The 20,439-nt window shown below is 75.4% G+C and carries 23 protein-coding genes; 11 read left to right on the forward strand and 12 right to left on the reverse strand.

Features of this window, described 5'->3' with window-relative positions; genetic code table 11:
* Positions 1 to 116 precede the first annotated feature (116 nt).
* The gene (locus tag ACI79U_RS18550; RefSeq protein WP_457071902.1) at positions 117 to 959 is read right to left on the reverse strand and encodes a mechanosensitive ion channel family protein; all 843 of its coding nucleotides are present in this window, start codon (positions 957 to 959) and stop codon (positions 117 to 119) included.
* 150 nt (positions 960 to 1,109) lie between these two features.
* Here ACI79U_RS18550 and ACI79U_RS18555 point away from each other — a divergent pair, with 150 nt between their 5' ends.
* The gene (locus ACI79U_RS18555) at positions 1,110 to 1,586 is read left to right on the forward strand and encodes a hypothetical protein (RefSeq protein WP_457071900.1); all 477 of its coding nucleotides are present in this window, start codon (positions 1,110 to 1,112) and stop codon (positions 1,584 to 1,586) included.
* 27 nt (positions 1,587 to 1,613) lie between these two features.
* Here ACI79U_RS18555 and ACI79U_RS18560 read toward each other — a convergent pair whose 3' ends face one another.
* Positions 1,614 to 1,751 carry a hypothetical protein gene (locus ACI79U_RS18560; protein ID WP_457071898.1) on the reverse strand — a complete coding sequence of 46 codons (138 nt, stop codon included), beginning with the start codon at positions 1,749 to 1,751 and terminating at the stop codon, positions 1,614 to 1,616.
* Positions 1,752 to 1,802: 51 nt separating this feature from the next.
* Positions 1,803 to 2,876, reverse strand: a complete 1,074-nt coding sequence (ychF, locus tag ACI79U_RS18565; RefSeq protein ID WP_457071896.1) for a redox-regulated ATPase YchF — start codon at positions 2,874 to 2,876, stop codon at positions 1,803 to 1,805.
* Positions 2,877 to 2,983: 107 nt separating this feature from the next.
* On the opposite strand from ychF, the gene ACI79U_RS18570 reads away from it, so the two are divergent.
* Complete coding sequence (locus tag ACI79U_RS18570) at positions 2,984 to 3,472, forward strand: hypothetical protein (RefSeq protein WP_457071894.1); 489 nt, start codon at positions 2,984 to 2,986, stop codon at positions 3,470 to 3,472.
* Between the two features lie 12 nt (positions 3,473 to 3,484).
* Here ACI79U_RS18570 and ACI79U_RS18575 read toward each other — a convergent pair whose 3' ends face one another.
* The 4 genes from ACI79U_RS18575 to ACI79U_RS18590 are packed head-to-tail and all read right to left on the reverse strand — an operon-like array spanning position 3,485 to position 7,102.
* A complete protein-coding gene (locus ACI79U_RS18575) occupies positions 3,485 to 4,126 on the reverse strand; it encodes a response regulator (protein WP_457071892.1) in 642 nt (213 codons plus the stop codon).
* Complete coding sequence (locus tag ACI79U_RS18580) at positions 4,123 to 5,367, reverse strand: sensor histidine kinase (RefSeq protein ID WP_457071890.1); 1,245 nt, start codon at positions 5,365 to 5,367, stop codon at positions 4,123 to 4,125. Before ACI79U_RS18580 ends, ACI79U_RS18575 begins: the two co-directional genes overlap by 4 nt.
* A complete protein-coding gene (locus ACI79U_RS18585; RefSeq protein ID WP_457071888.1) occupies positions 5,364 to 6,203 on the reverse strand; it encodes an ABC transporter permease in 840 nt (279 codons plus the stop codon). The genes ACI79U_RS18580 and ACI79U_RS18585 overlap by 4 nt, the downstream gene beginning before the upstream one ends.
* On the reverse strand, positions 6,200 to 7,102 hold the full coding sequence (locus tag ACI79U_RS18590) for an ABC transporter ATP-binding protein (RefSeq protein WP_457071886.1): 903 nt from the start codon (positions 7,100 to 7,102) through the stop codon (positions 6,200 to 6,202). Before ACI79U_RS18590 ends, ACI79U_RS18585 begins: the two co-directional genes overlap by 4 nt.
* A 142-nt stretch (positions 7,103 to 7,244) precedes the next feature.
* On the opposite strand from ACI79U_RS18590, the gene ACI79U_RS18595 reads away from it, so the two are divergent.
* The 3 genes from ACI79U_RS18595 to ACI79U_RS18605 all read left to right on the forward strand — a co-directional run bounded on the left by ACI79U_RS18595 (position 7,245) and on the right by ACI79U_RS18605 (position 10,439).
* Positions 7,245 to 8,810, forward strand: a complete 1,566-nt coding sequence (locus ACI79U_RS18595; protein ID WP_457071884.1) for an AlkA N-terminal domain-containing protein — start codon at positions 7,245 to 7,247, stop codon at positions 8,808 to 8,810.
* On the forward strand, positions 8,728 to 9,267 hold the full coding sequence (locus tag ACI79U_RS18600) for a methylated-DNA--[protein]-cysteine S-methyltransferase (protein ID WP_457071882.1): 540 nt from the start codon (positions 8,728 to 8,730) through the stop codon (positions 9,265 to 9,267). The genes ACI79U_RS18595 and ACI79U_RS18600 overlap by 83 nt, the downstream gene beginning before the upstream one ends.
* Positions 9,268 to 9,368: 101 nt before the next feature.
* On the forward strand, positions 9,369 to 10,439 hold the full coding sequence (locus ACI79U_RS18605; protein WP_457071880.1) for a DNA recombination protein RmuC: 1,071 nt from the start codon (positions 9,369 to 9,371) through the stop codon (positions 10,437 to 10,439).
* A gap of 16 nt (positions 10,440 to 10,455) precedes the next feature.
* Here the strand turns inward: ACI79U_RS18605 and ACI79U_RS18610 are convergent, their stop codons facing one another.
* Entirely contained in the window at positions 10,456 to 11,451 is a 996-nt protein-coding gene (locus ACI79U_RS18610) for a YihY/virulence factor BrkB family protein (protein ID WP_457071878.1), read from the reverse strand.
* A gap of 406 nt (positions 11,452 to 11,857) precedes the next feature.
* On the opposite strand from ACI79U_RS18610, the gene ACI79U_RS18615 reads away from it, so the two are divergent.
* A complete protein-coding gene (locus ACI79U_RS18615) occupies positions 11,858 to 12,526 on the forward strand; it encodes a DUF6542 domain-containing protein (RefSeq protein WP_457071876.1) in 669 nt (222 codons plus the stop codon).
* An 89-nt stretch (positions 12,527 to 12,615) separates the two neighbouring features.
* On the opposite strand, the gene ACI79U_RS18620 is transcribed toward ACI79U_RS18615, so the two are convergent.
* Positions 12,616 to 13,587: a 4-hydroxy-3-methylbut-2-enyl diphosphate reductase gene (locus ACI79U_RS18620; RefSeq protein WP_457071874.1), complete on the reverse strand. Its 972-nt coding sequence runs from the start codon at positions 13,585 to 13,587 to the stop codon at positions 12,616 to 12,618.
* Positions 13,588 to 13,710: 123 nt separating this feature from the next.
* Between ACI79U_RS18620 and ACI79U_RS18625 the strand changes: the two genes are divergently transcribed.
* From ACI79U_RS18625 to ACI79U_RS18640, 4 genes are all read left to right on the forward strand, one after another.
* Positions 13,711 to 14,787 carry a lipid droplet-associated protein gene (locus tag ACI79U_RS18625; protein ID WP_457071872.1) on the forward strand — a complete coding sequence of 359 codons (1,077 nt, stop codon included), beginning with the start codon at positions 13,711 to 13,713 and terminating at the stop codon, positions 14,785 to 14,787.
* Positions 14,788 to 14,870: 83 nt separating this feature from the next.
* Positions 14,871 to 15,692: a M15 family metallopeptidase gene (locus ACI79U_RS18630; RefSeq protein ID WP_457071870.1), complete on the forward strand. Its 822-nt coding sequence runs from the start codon at positions 14,871 to 14,873 to the stop codon at positions 15,690 to 15,692.
* A 36-nt stretch (positions 15,693 to 15,728) separates the two neighbouring features.
* Positions 15,729 to 16,952: an exodeoxyribonuclease VII large subunit gene (gene xseA / locus ACI79U_RS18635; protein ID WP_457071868.1), complete on the forward strand. Its 1,224-nt coding sequence runs from the start codon at positions 15,729 to 15,731 to the stop codon at positions 16,950 to 16,952.
* A complete protein-coding gene (locus tag ACI79U_RS18640; RefSeq protein WP_457071866.1) occupies positions 16,949 to 17,218 on the forward strand; it encodes an exodeoxyribonuclease VII small subunit in 270 nt (89 codons plus the stop codon). The genes xseA and ACI79U_RS18640 overlap by 4 nt, the downstream gene beginning before the upstream one ends.
* Before the next feature lie 60 nt (positions 17,219 to 17,278).
* On the opposite strand, the gene ACI79U_RS18645 is transcribed toward ACI79U_RS18640, so the two are convergent.
* On the reverse strand, positions 17,279 to 17,953 hold the full coding sequence (locus tag ACI79U_RS18645; RefSeq protein ID WP_457071864.1) for a DUF4245 domain-containing protein: 675 nt from the start codon (positions 17,951 to 17,953) through the stop codon (positions 17,279 to 17,281).
* A gap of 67 nt (positions 17,954 to 18,020) precedes the next feature.
* On the opposite strand from ACI79U_RS18645, the gene glpX reads away from it, so the two are divergent.
* Entirely contained in the window at positions 18,021 to 19,082 is a 1,062-nt protein-coding gene (gene glpX / locus ACI79U_RS18650) for a class II fructose-bisphosphatase (RefSeq protein WP_457071862.1), read from the forward strand.
* A 46-nt stretch (positions 19,083 to 19,128) separates the two neighbouring features.
* Here the strand turns inward: glpX and ACI79U_RS18655 are convergent, their stop codons facing one another.
* Together ACI79U_RS18655 and ACI79U_RS18660 are read right to left on the reverse strand one after the other, a co-directional pair.
* Positions 19,129 to 19,785, reverse strand: coding sequence for a DUF1707 domain-containing protein (locus ACI79U_RS18655; RefSeq protein ID WP_457072820.1), 657 nt, complete (start codon positions 19,783 to 19,785; stop codon positions 19,129 to 19,131).
* A 24-nt stretch (positions 19,786 to 19,809) separates the two neighbouring features.
* Positions 19,810 to 20,409, reverse strand: coding sequence for a hypothetical protein (locus tag ACI79U_RS18660; protein ID WP_457072037.1), 600 nt, complete (start codon positions 20,407 to 20,409; stop codon positions 19,810 to 19,812).
* Positions 20,410 to 20,439 lie beyond the last annotated feature (30 nt).

The following is a 20,439-nucleotide window of genomic DNA, read 5'->3' on the forward strand; positions in this document are numbered from 1 at the left end:
GCAGCAGCAGACGGACAAGTCGGCTCAAAGGCACCAAGCCAGTCAGACCAAGGGTCACGCCCACTACTGCCGGCCGCCAGCCCATCACCATCAGACCGGCCCGGCCATGCTCACAGTCAGTCCAGCTCGCCGGACCAGATGACCCGCTGGGGGAACGGGATCGTCATGCCGGCCCGGTCCAGGGCGGACTTGACCGAGATCGCGACCTCGCTGCGCACCCGCCAGCGGCTGGCGATGTCGGCGGCGTGCCAGTAGCGCACTGCGAGGTTGATCGAGGAGTCCCCGAACTCCTCGACCCACACCTCCGGGGGCGGGGTCTCCGCAACGCCGTCCGCGTCCGCGCAGGCCGCCAGCAGCACCTCCCGGGCCCGGGCGAGGTCGGTGTCGTAGGCCAGCCCGACGGTGAGCGACGTCCGGTTCAGCGGGGTGCGGGTGTAGTTGATGATCGGGTTCTTCAGCACCTCCGCGTTGGGCAGGTAGACGATGAGGCCGTCGTAGGACTGCAGCACCGTCGTCCGGAGGTTGACGTCGGCGACGACGCCCTCGAAGTCGCCGCTGGCGACCTGGTCACCCACCCGCAGCGGACGGCGGATCTGCAGCATCACGCCGGCGATCAGGTTCTGCAGCATGTCCTGGGCGGCGAACGCCACGGCGATGCCACCGACGCCGAGGGCACCGACCAGCGGGCCGATCTGCACCCCCAGGATGCCCAGGGCGTAGACGATGCCGACGGCGACCACGACCAGCCCCAGGAACCGGCCGGCGACCAGCCCCACGTGCCGGCTGGCGTCGCGGTCGAACGTCCGGACCAGCAGCCGCCGCAGCAGCACCGCGAGCAGGATCGAGGCGACGAAGACCGCCAGCGCCTGGAGGACCTCGTCGAGCGCGATCTCGTCCTCGACGACGACGTCGACGTCCTCGGCCGCCAGGACGTCGGGCAGGTGCAGTTCGACCAGCATCCCCGGGGAGTGCTCCGGGATGCGGCGGATCAGTCATCCCCCGCGCCGCCGGTCCCCCCGCTCCCGGTCGACCTGGCCGGCAGGTCACGCCGCCATGACGCTTTGGTGACTCCGCCAGCGGCGTGCCGCAGGTCACATTACGCTCGCCCCATGTCCACCCACCGAACGCCCACCCTCCGCCTGGCGTCCGGTCTCGCCGCCGCCGGGCTCCTCCTCGTCCCGCTGTCCGGCTGCTCCGACGAGCCGGTGTCCGACGCCACCAGCGCCCTGGACACGGCGAGCGAGAGCCCCACCGGCGGGGAGACGAGCGAGCCGACGACGGAGAGCTCGCCCACCGCCACAGCCACCGCGACACCCACCGGGTCCCCCGGCGCCACGGGTGCTCAGACCGGCGTCAACTGCTCGGGGAGCTCGTGCGCCGTCACGCTCTCCGGCGACGGCACCGAGGTGACCGTCCTCGGCACGCCCATCACGCTCGGCCAGGTGCAGGACGGCCGGGCCACCATCGGCATCGCCGGGCAGCAGGTCTCCTGCAGCGAGGGCGAGGCCGTGTCCGCCGGACCGCTCACCCTCGAGTGCACGACCATCACCCCCGAGACCGTCACCCTGACCGCGTCCCTGGGCTGACCGCTCCCTGGCCCGGCGCCGGCTCGATCACTTCGGCGCGAGTGCACCCCGACGCGTGCTCCGGGCGCGGCTGCCCAGCGCCGACCGCCAGGCCGCTGCCCACGCGTCGGCGGTGTGCTCGGTCAGGTGACCGCCGAGGACCGTCTCCCACGCGGCGGTGGCCATCTCCCGTCGCCGGTCGGGGTCGGTGACGCCCGCGCAGATGGGGGCGCCCGCTCACACGTTGAAGCGGAACTCCACGACGTCGCCGTCGGCCATGACGTAGTCCTTGCCCTCGATGCGCACCCAGCCCTTGGACTTGGCCTCGGCCATGGAGCCGGCCTCCACCAGCTGGTCGAAGCCGACGACCTCGGCCTTGATGAAGCCGCGCTGGAAGTCGGTGTGGATCACGCCGGCCGCCTCGGGCGCCGTGGCGCCGACCGGGATCGTCCAGGCCCGCGACTCCTTGGGCCCGGCGGTCAGGTAGGTCTGCAGGCCCAGGGTGCGGAAGCCGACCTTCGCCAGCTGGTCCAGCCCCGGCTCGTCCTGCCCGATCGAGGCGAGCAGCTCGGCGGCCTCGTCGGCGGGCAGCTCGATCAGCTCGGACTCGGTCTGCGCGTCGAGGAAGATCGCCTCGGCCGGCGCGACGAGGGCACGCAGCTCGTCGAGGGTCGCCTCGTTGGCGAGCTCGTCGGCGTCGACGTTGAAGACGTAGAGGAACGGCTTGGTCGTCAGCAGGGACAGCTCGCGCAGCGGCTCGGGGTCGACCCCGGCGGCGAACAGGGTCTTACCGGTGTTCAGCACCTCCTGCGCGGCGACCGCGGCGTCGTGCAGGACCTTGCGGTCCTTGTCCTTGCGCGACTCCTTCTCCAGCCGCGGGATCGCCCTCTCCAGCGTCTGCATGTCGGCGAGGACGAGCTCGGTGTTGATCGTCTCGATGTCGTCGGCGGGGTCGACCCTGCCCTCGACGTGCACCACGTCGGGGTCGGTGAAGACCCGGATCACCTGGCAGATCGCGTCGCTCTCGCGGATGTTGGCCAGGAACTTGTTGCCCAGCCCCTGGCCCTCGCTGGCGCCGCGGACGATGCCGGCGATGTCGACGAAGCTCACCGTGGCCGGGATGATCTTCTGCGAGCCGAAGATCTCGGCCAGCTTCTCCAGGCGGGGGTCGGGGACGCCCACGACACCGACGTTGGGCTCGATCGTCGCGAACGGGTAGTTCGCCGCGAGGACGTCGTTCTTGGTCAGGGCGTTGAACAGCGTCGACTTGCCGACGTTGGGCAGGCCGACGATGCCGATGGTGAGACTCACGGGAGTACAGCCTAGGTGCACCCCGCCACCCGGCCGCCGACGGCGGAAGTGTCGGAGCCCGCGGGCACACTGCCGGGCACTCCGTCCGCAGTTCCCAGGGAGGCGCGGTGTTCGACGAACCACGGGTGGCCGACCTCGACCTGGCCGCCGTCGAGGGCGCGCTGCTGCGCGCCGCGGTCGGCGACTACGCGGCCGAGGCCGCGGTGCTGCTGCTCGCCAACGACGGGCACTGGCTCCCCCGGCTCCAGGCTGCCGGGCTGATCACCATCGCCCTGGACGGCGATGCGGTCGACGGCGGGCCGTGGGCGGCGGTCCTGTGGCCGGACCTGGACGGCGCCCTGAACACGGGCGTCATCACCGGCACCGGCAGCCAGCGGCGCCTGCTGCGGGCCGCCGCCAGCCTCGCCGACGGCCAGTCCGTCGACCTCGGCGACCTGGCGGCCGGCCTGGACCGCCCCGCCCTGCGGCTGCTGCTGGCCGCGCTGTCCCACGCCGCCGGCAGCCACGAGCACCGCGCCACCCTCCGCGACGCAGCGGGTGTGCCGCACGACGGGGAGCTGCTCGGGCCGGTCGTCCCGTGGGGATCCGGCGACTGAGGCCGGAGCCGGTCAGCCGGCCGAGCCGGACCCCGGCAACAGTCCGCGCTCGACGGCCACCAGCACCGCGCGGGTGCGGTCGTCGACGCCGAGCTTCGCGAACACCCGCAGCAGGTGGGTCTTCACCGTCGCCTCGCCGATGAACAGCTCGCGGCCGATCTGCGCGTTGGTCAGCCCGCGGGCCACGCCGCCGAGCACCTGCAGCTCCCGGGCGGTGGGGGCGTCGGCCGCCGGCGCCCGCATCCGCGAGACGAGACGGGCCGCGACCGGAGGGGCGAGCACGGTCTCGCCGCGGGCGGCCGCACGCACCGCGTCGGCCAGCTGCGGCAACGGGGTGTCCTTGAGCAGGTAACCGGCCGCCCCCGCCTCCACCGCGCGCACGATGTCGGCGTCGGTGTCGTAGGTGGTCAGCACCAGCACCCGCACGCCCGGGTGCGCGGCGAGGATGCGACCGGTCGCCGTGACGCCGTCCATCCGGGGCATCCGCAGGTCCATCAGGACGACGTCCGGCCCGTGCTCGGCCACCTCCGCCAGCGCCGCCAACCCGTCCCCCGCCTCGCCGACGACGTCCAGGTCGGGCTGGGCGGCCAGCCAGCCGACGACCCCGCCCCGGACCACCGGGTGGTCGTCGACCACCAGCACCCGCACGCTCACGGCGCCGGCACCCGGACCGTCACGCGCGTGCCCCGGCCCGGTGCGGAGACGACGTCGACGGCACCGCCCACCTCGGCCGCCCGGTCCCGCAGCCCGGCCAGGCCCACCCCGGGCGACACCGCCGGGTCGAAGCCGACACCGTCGTCCTCGACGTGCACCGACATCTGCGCCGCCTCCCCCGCGCCCAGCCGGCCGACCCGCAGCACCACCGAGCTCGCCGCGGCGTGCCGGCGCACGTTGGCCAGCGCCTCCTGCGCGCCGCGCAGCAGCACGATCTCCTCGGCCCGGGTCAGGCCCGGGGCGGCATCGAGCGCCGCGAGGTCGACCCGGGTGACGATCCCGGTCTCCCGGCCGAACCGCACCGCGAGCCGCTGCAACGCCTCGACCAGAGTGGCGCTGTCCAGCCCGGCCGGCGCGAACGCCGCCACCATCGCCCGGGCCTCGGCGAGGTTGTCCCGGGCCACCTCCTCGATCAACGCCAGCCGTTCGGTGGCGGCCGCAGGGTCGGCGGACACCTGGGCCGCGGCGGTCTGGGCGAGCACCACGATGCTCGTGTAGCCCTGCGCCAGGGTGTCGTGCACCTCGCGGGACAGCCGCTCCCGCTCCGCCGCCACCCCCTGCTCCCGGTGGGCCGTGGCGAGCTCGGCCCGCTTCTCCTCCAGCTCCCGGATCAGCAGCGCCCGCTCGCGGCTCTGCTCCAGCACCCGGGTGATCCACAGCCCCATGGCGAGGCTGAACACCGCTCCGACCAGCGTCTGCCCCGGCCCGGAGAGGGGCTCGGTGCCCTGCGTCCAGTGCACCAGCGGGCCCAGCGTGGCCGCGACCGTCAGCGCCCCGGTCCACAGCAGACCCACCCGGACCGACTCGGCGAGGAACCACACCTGCGGGAACGCCAGGAACATCAGGAAGAGCAGCTCGGGAAACCCCCAGGCCAGCACGCCGATCACCGCGACCAGCACCGCCAGGTACCCGGCCGCGCGCCGCCGGTCCCGGCCGACGAGGGCGGGCGCACCCAGCGCCGCATAGGCCACCGCCAGGACGCCGAGAGCGGTGAGCAGCACGGGCCGGGAGTCCACGTCGGTCAGCAGGACGTCCAGCACCGCCAGGCAGAGGAAGACCACGAACGCGCCGTGCATCACCAGCACGGTCACCCGCCACCCCCGCTCGGACAGCGGCGGCCCGCCGTCGTCCCCACCGGGCGTGGGGACGACGGCGGACCGGAGCCGGGAGCCGACGGTCACCCGTCACCCCGGCGCCAGCGGAACGTGCGCACGCACACCATGACACCGATGATCACCCACGCGACCAGCACCAGGGCAGTCCTGCCGTGCTCCCATCCCCCCGCGATCTCGAACGCGCCGGCCTCCTCGGGCAGGATCGCCGAGCGCATCCCCTGGGTCAGCCACTTCAGCGGGAACACCGCGGCCACCTGCTGCATCCAGCCGGGCAGCTCGGGGAAGGCGAAGAACACCCCGGAGAAGAACTGCAGCACGATCGCGAACGCCGAGACCGAGGTGGTCACCGAGCCGGCGCTGCCCGGTAGCGCGGAGACCGCGATGCCGAGCACGGTGCCGGCCAGGGCACCCAGCACCGCGACCCACCCGAACGTCAGCCAGTGCCCCAGGTCGACCGGCAGCGGCACGTCGTAGCCGTAGCGGGCCACCGGCAGCAGCAACGCCAGCTGCGCGGCGGTCGTGACCAGCACCTGCCCGGCCTTGCCGGCGAAGTAGGCCGCCGGTGGGGTGCCCAGCAGCTGCAGCCGCTCCAGCTGGCCGGCCTCGCGTTCGGCGGCGATCGCCGTCCCGACCGCCTGGAAGCTGGTCAGCATGATGCCGGTGGCCGCGATCCCGGCCAGGAAGTACTGCGGGAACGGCACCCCGCCGGGCAGCACGTCACCGCCGAGCACCGAGCCGAAGACGACCATCATCACGACCGGGTAGGCGAAGGAGAACACCACCTGCTGGCGTTCCCGGGCGAAGAGCCGCAGCTCCACCCCGACCCGGGCCAGCGCGATGCGGGCGGTCGACGGCGGGGCGGGGCGCACCGTGGTCGGGCGGGGGGTGGTCAGGACGGTCATCGGGGCTCTCCTCCGGGGGTGGCGACCAGCTGGAGGTAGACGTCCTCCAGGTCGGGGCGGGTGACGGTCAGGCCGGGGACCTCGCCGTGCGGGGAGGCGGCGAGCAGGTCGCGCAGGACAGCGGCGGGTGTCTCGGTGGGCACCGCGCGCCAGCCGCCGTCCTCCCGCCAGCGCACGGTGGCCTGCCGGCGCAGCGGCGCACCGAGCTCGGCCGGCGGCGCCACCTCGACCAGCCGGCCGCCGGCGATGACGCCGACCCGGTCGGCGAGCTCCGCGGCCTCGTCCAGGTAGTGGGTGGTCAGCAGCACCGTCGTCCCGCCGGCCCGCAGGTCACGCACGAGCTGCCAGAACTGCCGCCGGGCCACCGGGTCCATCCCGGTGGTCGGCTCGTCGAGGAAGACCAGCTCCGGGCGGCCCTGCACCCCCAGCGCGACGGCGAGCCGGCGCCGCTGGCCGCCGGAGAGCCGACCCACCCGGGTCTCGGCCTTCTCCACCAGGCCGACCGCCGCGAGCAGTTCGTCGGTGGGCCGCGGCGTGGACGTGTAGTGCGCGAAGTGATCGAGGGTCTCCCGCACGCTGAGCGCCTGGCCGGCGCCCTCGCCCTGGCTGACCACCCCGATCCGGGCCCGCCAGGCGCGGCCGGCGGTCGCCGGGTCCTCCCCCAGCACATCGACGTCGCCGGCGTCGCGCCGACGGACGCCCTCGAGCACCTCGATCGTCGTGGTCTTGCCCGCGCCGTTGGGTCCGAGCAGCGCGAAGCACTCCCCGCGGCGCACCTCCAGGTCCAGCCCGTCGAGGACGGCCTTCCCTCCGTAGCTCTTCCGCAGCCCGCGGACCAGGACGGCGGGGATGTCCCCGCCGGTCGTGGTCGGCAGGGGTGCTGCCTCCGTCGTCGTCATGACCTGAGCCTGTCGCCGCGCCGGGCCCACCGGGACCACCGGAGCGTGGGTCGCCCGTCCACCGATCGGTGGACGCCACCGGTGCACCGCGGTGTCCGATACCCGCCAGTCCTCGACCCGCCGCGGTGCCATGCTCGACGTCGTGACCGAGCTGCTGGACGCCGAGCGCTGCTACCGCGCGGTCGCCAGCCGCGATGCCCGCTTCGACGGCTGGTTCGTCACCGCGGTGCGCAGTACCGGCATCTACTGCCGCCCCTCCTGCCCGGCGCGCACCCCGCTGCAGCGCAACGTCTCCTTCCACACCACCGCGGCCGGCGCGCAGGCGGCGGGCTTCCGCGCCTGCCGGCGGTGCCGGCCCGACGCCGTCCCCGGCTCGCCGGCGTGGGACGTGCGCGCCGATGTCGTCGCCCGGGCGATGCGGCTGATCGCCGACGGCGAGGTGGAGCGCGGCGGCGTCGGCGGGCTGGCCGCCCGGCTGGGCTACTCCGAGCGGCAGCTGCACCGGCTGCTCACCACCGAGCTGGGCGTGGGTGCGCTGGCGCTGGCCCGCGCGCAGCGGGCCCAGACCGCGCGGGTGCTCATCGAGACCACCACGCTGCCGATGGCCGACGTCGCCTTCGCCGCCGGCTTCGCCAGCATCCGGCAGTTCAACGACACCATCCGGTCGGTCTTCGCGACCACGCCCAGCGCGCTGCGCCCGGCCACCCCGCGCGGCGGCGGGGGTGGCCCCGGCCGGCTGACGCTGCGGCTGGCCGCGCGGGCGCCGTTCGCCGCCGACGAGGTGCTGCTCTTCCTGGGCGCGCACGCCACCCCGGGCCTGGAGGAGTGGGACGGGACGACGTTCTCCCGGGTGCTCGCCCTGCCGCGCGGCCCGGCCGTCGTCCGGCTGTCCCCCGCCCCGGACGGCGGGCCTGCGGTCACCGCGCAGCTGCGGCTCACCGACCTGCGCGACCTCGGGACGGCGGTGTCCCGCTGCCGCCGGCTGCTCGACCTCGACGCCGACCCGGCCGCCGTCGACGAACTGCTCGGCGCCGACCCGGCGCTGGCCCCGCTGGTGGCCACCGCACCCGGACGGCGGGTGCCGACCTCTCCCGACGCCGCGGAGCTCGCCGTCCGCGCGGTGCTGGGCCAGCAGGTGTCGGTGGCCGGCGCCCGGACGCTGACCGCCCGGCTCGTCGCCGCGGCCGGCCGCCCGCTCGCCGAGCCGGTCGGCACCCTCACCCACGCCTTCCCGACGGCGGAGGCGCTGGCCGCCGCCGATCTCTCCGCGGTGGGCCTCACCGGTGCGCGCCGGCGGACGGTCACCACCCTGGCCACCGCGCTCGCCGACGGCACGGTGGCCCTGGGGCCCGGGGTGGACCGTCGCGAGGCGGAGCGGGCGCTGCTCGCCCTGCCCGGCATCGGCCCGTGGACCGCCGCCCTGGTCGGCCTCCGCGGCCTGGCCGACCCCGACGTCTGGCTCCCCGGGGACCTGGCGCTGCGCCGCAGCCTGGCCACGCTCGGCAGCTCCGACGCCGACGCCGCCACCCGCTGGCGCCCGTGGCGCTCCTACGCCGTGATGCACCTGTGGGCGCTCGCGGTGCCGACCTGTTCACCCGCGGTCCCCTCCCCGAACGGAGCGCCTCATGACCCCCGCCCGGATGACCACCGCCCGGTACGCCACCGTCGCCACCCCGCCCGGACCGTTCACCGTGCTCGTCGCCGATGAGGACGACGTCGTGCTCGCCAGCGGCTGGACCGCCGACCCCGCCGACCTGCTGCCCGTGGTCCACCGCTCGCTGCGACCGGACGCGGTCGAGCGGGCCGACCGGCTGCCGGTGCTCGATGCCGTGGAGGCGTTCGGCGACGGCGACCTCGCCGCGATAGCCGGGGTGCCGGTGCGGCAGCGGTCCGGTCCGTTCCTCACCGAGGCGTGGGAGGTGCTCCGCACCGTGCCCGCCGGGCGGCCGGACACCTACGCGCAGTTCGCCGTCCGGTGCGGGCGGCCCGCGGCGGTGCGCGCCGCGGCGGGTGCCTGCGCGCGCAACGCGGCCGCGCTGTTCGTGCCGTGCCACCGGGTGCTGGCCACCGGCGGCGGGCTGGGCGGCTTCCGCTGGGGGACGCCGGTGAAGCGCTGGCTGCTCGACCACGAGGCCACCCACACCGCCCTCCTGCCCCAGCCATAGCAGGAGGACCCCCTCCTCCCCACCACTCGCGAGCTCGCGGCGGGCCCCTGGACGGGGCCGCCTCCCGGGAACTGTCGGACCCGTCCGGCAGCCTGACGAGCATGGACGCCGCTTCCCTGCTGCTCGGGCTCCTCGTCGGTGCGCTGCTCGCCACGGCCGTCACCCTGGGGCTGGTGGCGCTGCGCGGCCGCTCCGGTGGGGCATCCGACGGGCTGGAGCCGGTGCACGAGTCGCTGGACCACCTGCACCGGCTGCTGGCCGGCATCGAGCGCGACCGGGCCACCGCCCACGGGGAGCTGCGCGAGCAGGTCGGCACGATCGGGCAGACCTCCGCCCTGCTCCGCCAGGAGACCGCGGCACTGGTCACCGCCCTGCGCACCCCGCACGTGCGCGGCCGCTGGGGCGAGCTGCAGCTGCGCCGGGTGGTCGAGGTCGCCGGCCTGCTGGAGCACTGCGACTTCGTCGAGCAGCCGGGCGCCACCACCGCCGAGGGGGTCGCGGTCCGGCCCGACCTGGTGGTCACCCTCTCCGACGGGCGGCAGGTGATCGTCGACGCCAAGGTCCCGTTCACCGGCTACATCGAGGCGGTGCAGGCCACCGACCCGGCGGTGCGCGCCCAGCGGGTCGCCGACCACGCGCGGCAGCTACGCGTGCACGTCGACACCCTCGCCGCCCGCCGCTACCCGACCGCCTTCGGCAGCGCCGCACCCTTCACCGTGCTCTTCGTCCCCTCGGACGGCTTCCTCACCACGGCCCTGGAGGCCGAGCCGGCGCTGCTGGAGCACGGCTTCGGCCGCGACGTCGTCATCGCCACCCCCAGCACCCTGCTGGCCCTGCTGCGCACCGTCGCCTACTCCTGGCGGCAGGAGCGGCTGGCCCAGGACGCCGCCGCCGTGCTCGAGACCGGGCGCACGGTGCACGCGCGGTTGAGCACCCTGTCCGGGCACCTCACCCGGCTGGGGTCGGCGCTGGGCTCGGCGCTGACCCGGTACAACGAGACGGTCGGCTCCTACGAGCGGTCGGTGCTGGTGGCCACCCGCCGGTTCGACGACCTCGGCGTCGCCGAGGCGCCGGTGCCCACCCCCGCGCCGGTGGAGGGCACGGTGCGCGCACTCCGCCCGCCGGCGCAGGAGCTGCCCGGGTTCGGCGAGCGCGACGGCACCACGGGCTGAGCTGCTCGGGGTCAGGTCAGCCGGGCACGCCGGCGGCCGACGATCCACCCGGCCGGGAGCCGTCGGTGGCCGGTGCACCCGGCCGCGCCAGGCGCCCCTCGGCCACCCGGATCGCGGCCAGCTCCAGCTCGGCGGAGACCGCGAAGCTCAGGAAGATCGCCCCGGAGGTCAGCTGGGCCCAGAAGAGGAGGGCGATGACCCCGGTCAGCGGCCCGTAGGCCGAGCCCAGGTAGCCGATCAGGTCGAGCGCTCCCGCCAGCAGCAGGGTGAGCCCGGTCCACAGCCCCAGGGCCAGGGCGCTCCCCAGCACCAGCAACGACCAGCCGGGCTGGCGACGGTACGGGGCACGGCGCAGCATCAACGTGATCGCGGTGAGCAGGAGGCCGGCGGCGACCGGGCCGACCACCAGCACGACGACCTCCTCGTCGACGTCGTACACCTCCTCCACCGCCCGGGCCGCGGCGAAGAGCGTGGTCACCAGCAGCGAGCCCACGAGCAGCGGCACCCCGGCCAGCCCGGCCAGCAGCAGTGCGCGGCGGTACTTGTCGACGGTGGGACGGTCGCGCTGGATGCCGTAGATCCGGTTGGCCCCGCGTTCGAGCTGGCCCATGGCGGTCGCCAGCGCGAACGTCGCAGCAGCCAACCCCAGGGCGGTGGCGAGCGGTATCCCGTCCGGTTCGTCGCTCCACGGCGACAGCACCCGCCGGACCATCGCGTCGGACGCGGTGGGCGAGAGCTGCAGCACCGTCCGGTCGACCAGCACCCGCAGCGACGGCGTCCTGAGCAGGTTGCTCAGGCCGATCGCGGCGATCAGCAGGGGCACCGCGGCCAGCGACAGCTGCAGTCCGAGCGCCCGGGCGTGGGAGAAGCCGTCCCCGTAGCGGAACCGGTGCCACGACGCACGCCACAGCGCCGGGAGCCGGCAGCTGCGCAGGGTCACCCACGCGTCGCGGGCGGTCAGCCGCTCACCGTCTCGGGCCGCCACCTCCGGGACCTGGCTCACCGAGCTCATGCAGGTACGCCCTCCTGGACCGGTTCGTCGACGGACGCGGCGCCCACACAGCCGGCGATCCCGGGCGCGGTCGACCGGGCCTGCCCTCGTTCCCCCGCCGGGCGCCCGGTCATGCTCGCCGGTCCATGTCGTCACCGAACCGCCACACGGCACCCTCGGCCCGCCGGGCGGGCGGCGGGCGGGATGGGTGGGGCGGGTGACGCGTCCGTGCCCAGAATCCGCCACTCCGCCGGGTGCGACTCCGGCGAGTTCTGGCCGCCACTCCCGGCCGGGTCCAGCGTTCACTCAGGAAGGGCCGCTACCGTGGCCCGACCGGTGAGGGGCGCACCTCCTCCCGACGACGAGGAGGTGCGCGATCACTCCGGTCAGTGTCGATGCCAGGCTCCAGGACAGGCGGGAGGACGCCGTGCGGGCAGAACGCAGCGACACCGGCGCAGCCGCAGGCCGCTCGTACCCCTCGCCGCGGGCATCCAGTGGCGGCGCAGCACGCGGTCGCGACGCGCACCCGCGGGACGCGCGCGGCCGGGCACCGGAACGCAGTCGCGCTCCCGAACGTCGCCGGCCCGACCCGCGCGAGGCGCCCGGCGCCCGTCGGCCCGCCGACCTCGGCCCGCGGCCGTCCCGGAACTCCCGCCCGCTGCCCGACCAGCGCCGCAGCGCGCCGGTCGACGCAGGCCGCCGTGGCGGTTCGTCGGCGACCGACCGTCCGACACCCACCAACGGCCCGCGGGTACCCGGGCTGGTCGCGGTGTTCGGCGCCTTCCTCGTCACGCTCGTCGCGGCGGCCGCGGACTCCTACATCGGCATCGGCCTGGGCACCCTCACCCTCGTGGTGCTGACGCTGAGCAGTGGCTTCGCCGCTCTCGTCGTCCGCCGCCGGGACCTGATGACCGTGCTGGTCTCCCCGCCGCTGGTCTTCATCGGCGTGGCCCTGCTGAACATCGCCCTGGCCCCCTCCGCGACGTTCACCCTGCCGACGCTGGCCACGCTGCTGGTGCGCGGCTTCCCGGCGATGGCGATCGCCACCGGCGCCGCCCTCGCCGTCGCGTCGTTCCGGCTGGTCACCCGCCGCTGACCGCCCACCGCGGACGCACGCACGACGGCCCGGCACCCCTCAGGGTGCCGGGCCGTCGTGCGTCCGCCCTCCCGACCGGGAGGGAGCGCTCACTCGGTGTCGACCGCCAGCGCCTGGCGGCGCGGCTTGAGCTCGTGCGGCAGCGCGAACACCAGCCGCTCCTCGGCCGCCTTCACCGTCTCGACGTCCGGGTAGCCGCGGGCCGCCAGCCAGTCGAGCACCTCGCTGACCAGGATCTCCGGCACCGAGGCGCCACTGGTCACCCCGACGGTGCCGACGCCGGCCAGCCACGCCTCGTCGATCTCGGCGGCGAAGTCGACCAGGTGCGAGTCGCGGGCGCCGGCCTCCAGCGCCACCTCCACCAGCCGGACGGAGTTCGACGAGTTCGTCGAGCCGACGACCAGCACCAGGTCGCACTCGGCGGCCATCTGCTTGACCGCCTGCTGGCGGTTCTGCGTGGCGTAGCAGATGTCGTCGCTGGGCGGGCTCTGCAGCCCGGGGAACCGGTTCTTCAGCGAGTCGACGGTGGTCAGCGTCTCGTCGACCGACAGCGTGGTCTGGGAGAGCCAGACGACCTTCTCCGGGTCGCGCACCTGGACGTTGGCGATGTCCTCGGCGCCGTCGACGAGCTGGGTGTGCGACGGGGCCTCGCCCATCGTCCCCTCGACCTCCTCGTGCCCGCGGTGGCCGATGAGCAGGATGTCGTAGTCGTCCTTGGCGAACCGCTTGGCCTCCATGTGGACCTTGGTCACCAGCGGGCAGGTCGCGTCGATCGTCCGCAGCGACCGCTCGGCCGCCTCGGCCTTCACCGCCGGGGAGACGCCGTGCGCGCTGAAGACGAGGACCGAGCCCTCGGGCACCTCGTCGGTCTCCTCCACGAAGATCGCGCCACGCCGCTCGAGCGTGGCCACCACGTGCTTGTTGTGGACGATCTGCTTGCGGACGTAGACCGGCGCCCCGTGGATCTCCAGGGCCCGCTCGACCGCGACCACCGCCCGGTCCACGCCGGCGCAGTAGCCCCGGGGGTCGGCCAGCAGGACACGTCCGCGCGGTTCAACCATGTCACCCATGGTAGGTCGGCAGCGCCGTCCGCGAGCCGCGTCGAGACCAGGACCACCCCCCGACCGGGCGGCAGCGCGCCCGCTGGGGCTGCCGTGCGCCCTCCGGTACGGCAGGCTGGCGCCATGGCTCGAGAGATCCCCGAGGTGGTCCGCGCGGCCGCCGGACTGGCCGCCACCGTGCTGGACGAGGCCCGCAAGCTGCCCGAGACGCTGCCCGGCCTGCCGGTGCGGCTGATCGGGCAGGCCCTGCAGACCTCGCTGCGGCTGCAGCAGCAGTACTCCGGCCTGGTCGCCCGCGGTGACGAGCTGTTCACGGGGCTCCGCGGCGACGCCGAACCGGGGATGGCCACCTTCGACGACGACCTGCCGGCACCGCCCCCGCCGGCCGGCACGCCGGCCCCGCGCAGCTCGGCCTTCGACCGGGTCGCCGACCTCCCCGAGGAGGCCGACGCCGACGAGCTCGCCGACGTGCTGGCCGACGACCTCGCGGTCGACGCGCTGCCGATCATCGACGCCGACGAGCTCACCGACGACGTCGCCGTCGCCGTGCTGGCCCAGGCCGGGGCCGCCCCGGAGCAGAGCACCACGGACGAGATCACCCCGGCCGAGGTCGCCGCGCTCCCCGACGACCCGGCCGCTGACGCGATCACCGCGGTCGTCGACGAGCTGGCCGACGACGTGGCCGACGAGATCGCCGAGGAGATCCCCGACGTCGTGCCCGACGAGGTGCTGGCCGACCTGACCGCCGACACCGTCGCCGACGTCGCCGAGGACGAGCAGGCGATCGAGGAGGCCGTCACCGACGAGGTCATCGCCGACGCCGTGCTCACCGATGGGGAGGCCGGGGGCACCCCGCCCGCGGACACGGCCGACGCGATCGACGAGGCGGCCGAGGAGCTCGTCGACCTCGGTGGCCCCGAGGCGGCGGAGAGCGTCACGCCGGGCAGCCCGGTGACCGACAGCGCGGCGAGCGACCCGCTGGTGCCGGCCGAGCCGGTGGCCGGCGAGCAGTCCGCGGTGACCACCCCGGTCGAGGGCTACGACACCTTCAGCATCCCGGCGCTGCGCGGCCACCTGCGGTCCTACCCGGCTGAGACGGTCGCCGACCTGCTCGACTACGAGCGGGCCACCCGGGCACGGGCGCCCTACGTGACGCTGCTGCAGAACCGGCTGGAGAAGCTCAGCGCCGACCGCGGCTGAACCGCCCCGCCCGACCACCACACCGGCGTGCCCTGCCCCAGCCGGATGCGGTGCCAGGATGGTGCACCGTGCGGGAGAAGCCGGTGACCGACAGCAGCAGGCACGGCGACGCCGCGACGCGGGGGCGGCGGGCCGCGCTGCTCCGCCTGGTGATCGGGCTCGTGCTGGTCGTCCTGGCCGCCGGCGCCGTCCTGGTGGTCCGGGAGATCAGCTCCCCCGCGCCCACCGCCGCCCCCGCCGCGGAGGCGTCCACGCCCCCGCCCTCTGCTCCTCCAGCCACCACCCCCGCGCCGAGCACGCCGGCCGAACCGACCCTCGACCGGGCCCAGCTGTCCCTCGACGACCCGGCCAGCACCTGGGTGGTGGTGAACAAGGCCCGCCCGCTCGTCCCGATCGACCACGCGCCCAGCGACCTGGTCCCGATCGGTGGCGGATACCAGCTGCGCGCGGAGGCGGCGCAGGCGATGGACGCGATGCTGTCCGCGGCGGCGGAGCAGGGCCTGTCCCTCAGCGTGCAGAGCGCCTACCGCCCCTACGACTACCAGGTGGGCCTCTTCGCCGCCCAGGTCCGCCGGTTCGGCGAGGAGCGGGCCGAGATCCAGGTGGCCCGCCCCGGCCACAGCGAGCACCAGACCGGACTGGCGGCCGACGTCGGCGGGGGTGGCTGCGACATCGAGACCTGCTTCGCGACCACGGCCGAGGGCCGGTGGGTGGCCGCCCACGGCCCGGAGTTCGGCTACGTCGTGCGGTACCCGGACGGCGCGCAGGGCGTGACCGGGTTCAAGTACGAGCCCTGGCACCTGCGCTACGTGGGCACCGCGCTGGCCACCGAGCTGCAGCGCACCGGGGTGCCCACCCTGGAGGAGTTCTTCGGTCTCCCCGCCGCCCCCGGCTACCCCGGCTGACGCGCACGGGCCAACTCACATGGCACGCTCGGGCGGGTGACCTCCCCGTCGTCCCCCGAGCAGCCGTGGCCGGTGCGCACCGTCGCCCGCAAGGTCGCCGAGTGGATCGGCCGGCTCGGTGAGGTGTGGGTCGAGGGCCAGGTCGCGCAGCTGTCCCGCCGGGGCGCGGCGGCGACGGTCTTCCTGACCCTGCGCGACCCGGCGGCCGACCTGTCGGTGCCGGTCACCTGCCACCGCGACGTGGCCGACGGGCCCGGGCTGGAGCTGACCGAGGGCGCCCGGGTGATCGTCCGGGCCCGGCCGGACTACTACGTGGCCCGCGGCTCCTTCTCGCTGCGCGCCACCGAGATCCGCGCGGTCGGCCTCGGCGAGCTGCTGGCCCGGATCGAGCGGATCCGCCGGCTGCTGGCCGCCGAGGGGCTCTTCGAGGTCCACCGCAAGCGGCCGCTGCCCTTCGCGCCCGCCGTCGTCGGCGTGATCACCGGCCGGGACAGCGCCGCCGAGCGCGACGTCCTGGTCACCGCCCGCCGTCGCTGGCCGGCCATCCGCTTCGCGGTGCACAACTGCGCGGTGCAGGGGCCGACCGCCGCGGAGTCGGTGATCGCCGGGCTGCAGCGGCTGGACGCCGACCCGGCCGTCGAGGTCATCGTGATCGCCCGCGGCGGCGGGTCGGTGGAGGACCTGCTGCCGTTCTCCGACGAGGGCCTGGTGCGGGCCATCGCCGCCTGCCGCACCCCGGTGGTCACCGCCGTCGGGCACGAGACCGACACCACGCTGGTCGACCACGTCGCCGACGTCCGGGCCGCCACCCCGACCGACGCCGCCCACCGGGTGGTGCCCGAGATCGGGGAGCAGCGGCGGCTGGTCGAGGGGCTGCGGGCGCGCGCCCGGCACCTGATCGGCGCCCGACTGGAGCAGCAGGAGCGCTGGCTGGAGTCGGTCCGCAGCCGCCCGGTGCTGGCCGACCCGGGGCGGCTGCTGGCCGGTCGCGCCGACGACGTCACCGGGCTGCGCAGCCGCGCCACCCGCACGCTCACCCACCGGGTGGAGGTCGCCGAGCGGGACCTCGTGCACGCCCGCGCCCGGGTCACCGCCCTGTCCCCCGCGGCCACGCTGCAGCGCGGCTACGCGGTCGTGCAGCGGGCCGACGGCGCGCTGGTGCGCGACCCGGCGGAGGTGGGCGACGACGAGCGGCTGCAGGTGCGCGTCGCGGGCGGCCGCCTGCCGGTGCGCGTCGACCGGCAGGATGGGCGACCGTGAGCGAGACCCCTGCACCCGAGACCCCCGCACCGGAGAACGCCGCACTGGAGAACACCGCACCGGAGAACACCGAGCCCACCCAGACCTACGAGCAGGCCCGGGAGGAGCTCGCCGACGTCGTCCGCCGGCTCGAGGCGGGTGGCCTCACCTTGGAGGAGTCGCTGGCGCTGTGGGAGCGCGGCGAGCAGCTGGCCGAGCTGTGCCAGCACTGGCTGGACCGGGCGCGCGAGCGCCTCGCCGCCGCCACCCCGACAACCGACGCCTGAGGAAGGACCCCCTGCTCCCCACCCCTCGCACGCTCGGGGCGGTGCCCTGCAGGGGGCCGATCAGGGGGCGTAGGGCTCCACGGCGGCGGCCAGCTGCTCGAGCTCGGCGTCGGTCGCCGACCCGGTGACCAGCAGGGTCGAGGGGCCCTCGGTGCGGGTCAGCACCGTCTCCCCCCGTGCGCTGGTCAGCCGCTGCCAGGTCTCCCCGTCCAGCTCGGTGGTGCTGCCGCCGGTCGCGTCGGCGAGCACGTCGGTGAGCGGGTCGGCGTCGGGGACGTCGCTGACCACGAACCCGGCGTACTCCTCCCCGGGGGTGTACCAGCCGATCTCCAGCGTGACCGGCGCCTGCACGTTGCTGCGCACGCTGGTCGGCCGCCACGAGTCGGGCAGCCCCTGCGGCACCGGCAGCGGATGACCGGCGGCGGCCGCGGTGCGCTCCACCGTGCCGGCGATGGGGACCTCCCGGATCGGGTCCTCCGGGTTCTGCCGCAGCGCGGTCACCCCGACGATCACCAGGCAGATCACCACCAGGGGCAGCAGCGACCGGACCATGTTCGCCGGGGTGAACCGCTGCATGCGGTCGACCGGCGGCGCGCTCGCCCCGGCCGCGGGTGGCGCGGCGCCGTCGGGCGCGGACGCCGCGGCGGTCGTGGCGGGGTCGTCGGTGGACGGGGAGCGGTGCTCGCCGGGGCGCTGGGCGTCATCTCGGTCGGCGTCCTGGCCGGTCTCGGGCATGCCCCTAGGATCGCAGCACCTTTCCACCACCCCGCCGCACAGCGCCGTGCGGACGTCAGGAGGTCCCGTGTCCCTGCCCCTGCCCGATGGCCCGCTGCCGGTCCGCCCCCCGTCGACGCTGCGCGCCGACCGGCCCGCCCCCGACCGCAACCTCGCCCTGGAGCTGGTGCGGGTCACCGAGGCCGCCGCGCTGGCGGCCGGCCGGTGGGTCGGACGTGGGGACAAGAACGGCGGTGACGGCGCGGCGGTCGACGCGATGCGCGCGCTGATCGGCACGGTCCACATGCGCGGCGTGGTCGTCATCGGCGAGGGCGAGAAGGACGAGGCGCCGATGCTCTACAACGGCGAGCACGTGGGCGACGGCTGGGGCAACGACTACGACGTCGCCGTCGACCCGATCGACGGCACCACGCTGATGGCCAAGGGCATGCCCAACGCGATCGCGGTGATGGCCGTCGCCGACCGGGGGGCGATGTACGACCCGTCGGCGGTCTTCTACATGGACAAGATCGCCACCGGGCCGGCCGCCGCTGACGTCGTGGACATCACCGCACCGGTGGCCGAGAACGTCCGCCGGGTCGCGAAGGCCAAGCACAGCTCGGTCGGTGACGTCACGGTGTGCATCCTCGACCGCCCGCGCCACGAGCAGCTGGTGAGCGAGGTCCGCGAGGCCGGTGCCCGGATCAAGTTCATCACCGACGGCGACGTCGCCGGCGCGATCGCCGCCGCCCGCGAGGGCACCGGCGTCGACCTGCTGATGGGCATCGGCGGCACCCCGGAGGGGATCATCACCGCCTGCGCCCTCAAGTGCATGGGCGGCGCGCTGCAGGGCCGGCTGTGGCCCCGCGACGACGCGGAACGGCAGCGGGCGCTCGACGCCGGGCACGACCTGGACCGGGTGCTGACCATCGACGACCTGGTGCAGGGCGACGTCTTCTTCGTGGCCACCGGCATCACCGACGGGGAGCTGCTGCGCGGCGTGCAGTACCGCTCCGGCGGGGCCACCACGCAGTCGCTGGTCATGCGGTCGCGGTCGGGCACGATCCGCTCGATCGACAGCCTGCACTCGCTGGCCAAGCTCAACGAGTACTCGGCGGTGCCCTTCGGCGACGGGGACGAGGAGGCATAGGAGGCTCTGCACCCGGTTCCAGCGCCGGGACCGGGTGCAGAGCCTCCTATGCCTGGGCCGGTGGCGCCGGGGGCTCGCGCCGGGCGGCCAGCCGGTCCATCACGGCGCGCCAGCGGCTCGGCGACTCCCCCGGCGCCAGGCTGCGCAGCTTCAGGTCACCGAAGACCGTCCAGCCGCGGACGACGACCCGCGGGGTGCCCGCCAGCCGCGGCACCGGGGCCAGCTGGGTCTTCCGGTCGCCGAACACCGTCCAGCCCTCGATCTCCGCCGCGACGCCCTCGCTGACGATCACGTCGACGTCGCCGAAGACGGTGCCCAGCTGCAGGTGCACGACCTCCGCGCCGGTGCGCAGCCCGCGCAGGTCGATCCGGACGTCGCCGAACACGGTGCTGGCCCGCTCCGGCACGCCGGTCACCGGGGCGATGTGGACGTCGCCGAAGACGGTGGCGACGGCGCCGTTGGTCCGCTCCCCGACGATCTCCCCGACCGCCGGGAACTCCGACGCCGGCGCGGGGAGGTCGTCCAGCAGGCCGTCGAGCTCCGCCGTCGTCGTCGCGGCGTAGGCGACGTCGACCCGCTGGGTGAACTCGTCCACCGCCAGCCGCCCCTCCCCGAGAGCGGTCTGCAGCCGGGTGACCACCGCCTCGCGGTCGGCGTCCGAGGCACGGACGACGGGACGCTCGGCAGCGGGTTCCTCGACCATGATCGGACCCTAGCGGGGCGGACCTCAGTCCAGCTGGGAGCAGCTGTGGACGGCGTACTCCTCGACCCGGCCGCCGCAGGTGAGCCCGTACTCCCCGTACCCCGGCTCCAGCGGCGCCTCCTGGTAGAGGACGTCGCAGGCCGGGAGGTCACCGCCGAAGCACTCCTGGGCGTAGCCGTCCAGCACCGGGTCCTCCCCCAGGCCGTCGGGTGCTTCCGGGTCGCTCTGCTCCACCTGGGTGGCGTCCAGGCCGTAGTCGTCCGAGCCGAGGACGTCCAGGCCGTAGCCGTCCGTGCCGTGGTCGTCCCGGTAGCTGGACAGCGCGTCGTCCATCGCCGCGGCCGAGGCCTCGACCAGCCCCTCCCCGATGCCCCGCCCCAGGTCCTCGGCGCCCGACCGGACGACGAGCGCGCCCAGCACCGCCGCCAGCACGATGCCGAGCGCGAGCACGCCGGCCGATGCCAGCGACGGCCCGGCGCGCCGGTCGGCGGGTGCAGCGGGCGGCGGGCCCGGCCACCCGCTGCCGGGGCCCGGGGAGCCGGCCCACCCGCCGGCGACCGGCCAGCCGGGCTGCTGGTCCGGAGGCGCCGGCACGGGCGTGCGGGCGGGGTGCGGCTGGGACATCTGCGGCTCCTGAGCTCGGGGCCCGGAACG

It is taken from the genome of Modestobacter sp. SYSU DS0904 (assembly GCF_054051115.1).

What these genes read in the sequence shown, in the direction of transcription:
- ACI79U_RS18550 (WP_457071902.1), bottom strand. Translation starts at nt 959, where the DNA reads ATGCTGGTCGAACTGCACCTGCCCGACGTCCTGGCGGCCGAGGACGTC.
- ACI79U_RS18555 (WP_457071900.1), top strand. Translation starts at nt 1,110, where the DNA reads ATGTCCACCCACCGAACGCCCACCCTCCGCCTGGCGTCCGGTCTCGCC.
- ACI79U_RS18560 (WP_457071898.1), bottom strand. Translation starts at nt 1,751, where the DNA reads ATGGCCACCGCCGCGTGGGAGACGGTCCTCGGCGGTCACCTGACCGAG.
- ACI79U_RS18585 (WP_457071888.1), bottom strand. Translation starts at nt 6,203, where the DNA reads ATGACCGTCCTGACCACCCCCCGCCCGACCACGGTGCGCCCCGCCCCG.
- ACI79U_RS18590 (WP_457071886.1), bottom strand. Translation starts at nt 7,102, where the DNA reads ATGACGACGACGGAGGCAGCACCCCTGCCGACCACGACCGGCGGGGAC.
- ACI79U_RS18600 (WP_457071882.1), top strand. Translation starts at nt 8,728, where the DNA reads ATGACCCCCGCCCGGATGACCACCGCCCGGTACGCCACCGTCGCCACC.
- ACI79U_RS18605 (WP_457071880.1), top strand. Translation starts at nt 9,369, where the DNA reads ATGGACGCCGCTTCCCTGCTGCTCGGGCTCCTCGTCGGTGCGCTGCTC.
- ACI79U_RS18610 (WP_457071878.1), bottom strand. Translation starts at nt 11,451, where the DNA reads ATGAGCTCGGTGAGCCAGGTCCCGGAGGTGGCGGCCCGAGACGGTGAG.
- ACI79U_RS18620 (WP_457071874.1), bottom strand. Translation starts at nt 13,587, where the DNA reads ATGGTTGAACCGCGCGGACGTGTCCTGCTGGCCGACCCCCGGGGCTAC.
- ACI79U_RS18625 (WP_457071872.1), top strand. Translation starts at nt 13,711, where the DNA reads ATGGCTCGAGAGATCCCCGAGGTGGTCCGCGCGGCCGCCGGACTGGCC.
- ACI79U_RS18645 (WP_457071864.1), bottom strand. Translation starts at nt 17,953, where the DNA reads ATGCCCGAGACCGGCCAGGACGCCGACCGAGATGACGCCCAGCGCCCC.
- ACI79U_RS18655 (WP_457072820.1), bottom strand. Translation starts at nt 19,785, where the DNA reads ATGGTCGAGGAACCCGCTGCCGAGCGTCCCGTCGTCCGTGCCTCGGAC.
- ACI79U_RS18660 (WP_457072037.1), bottom strand. Translation starts at nt 20,409, where the DNA reads ATGTCCCAGCCGCACCCCGCCCGCACGCCCGTGCCGGCGCCTCCGGAC.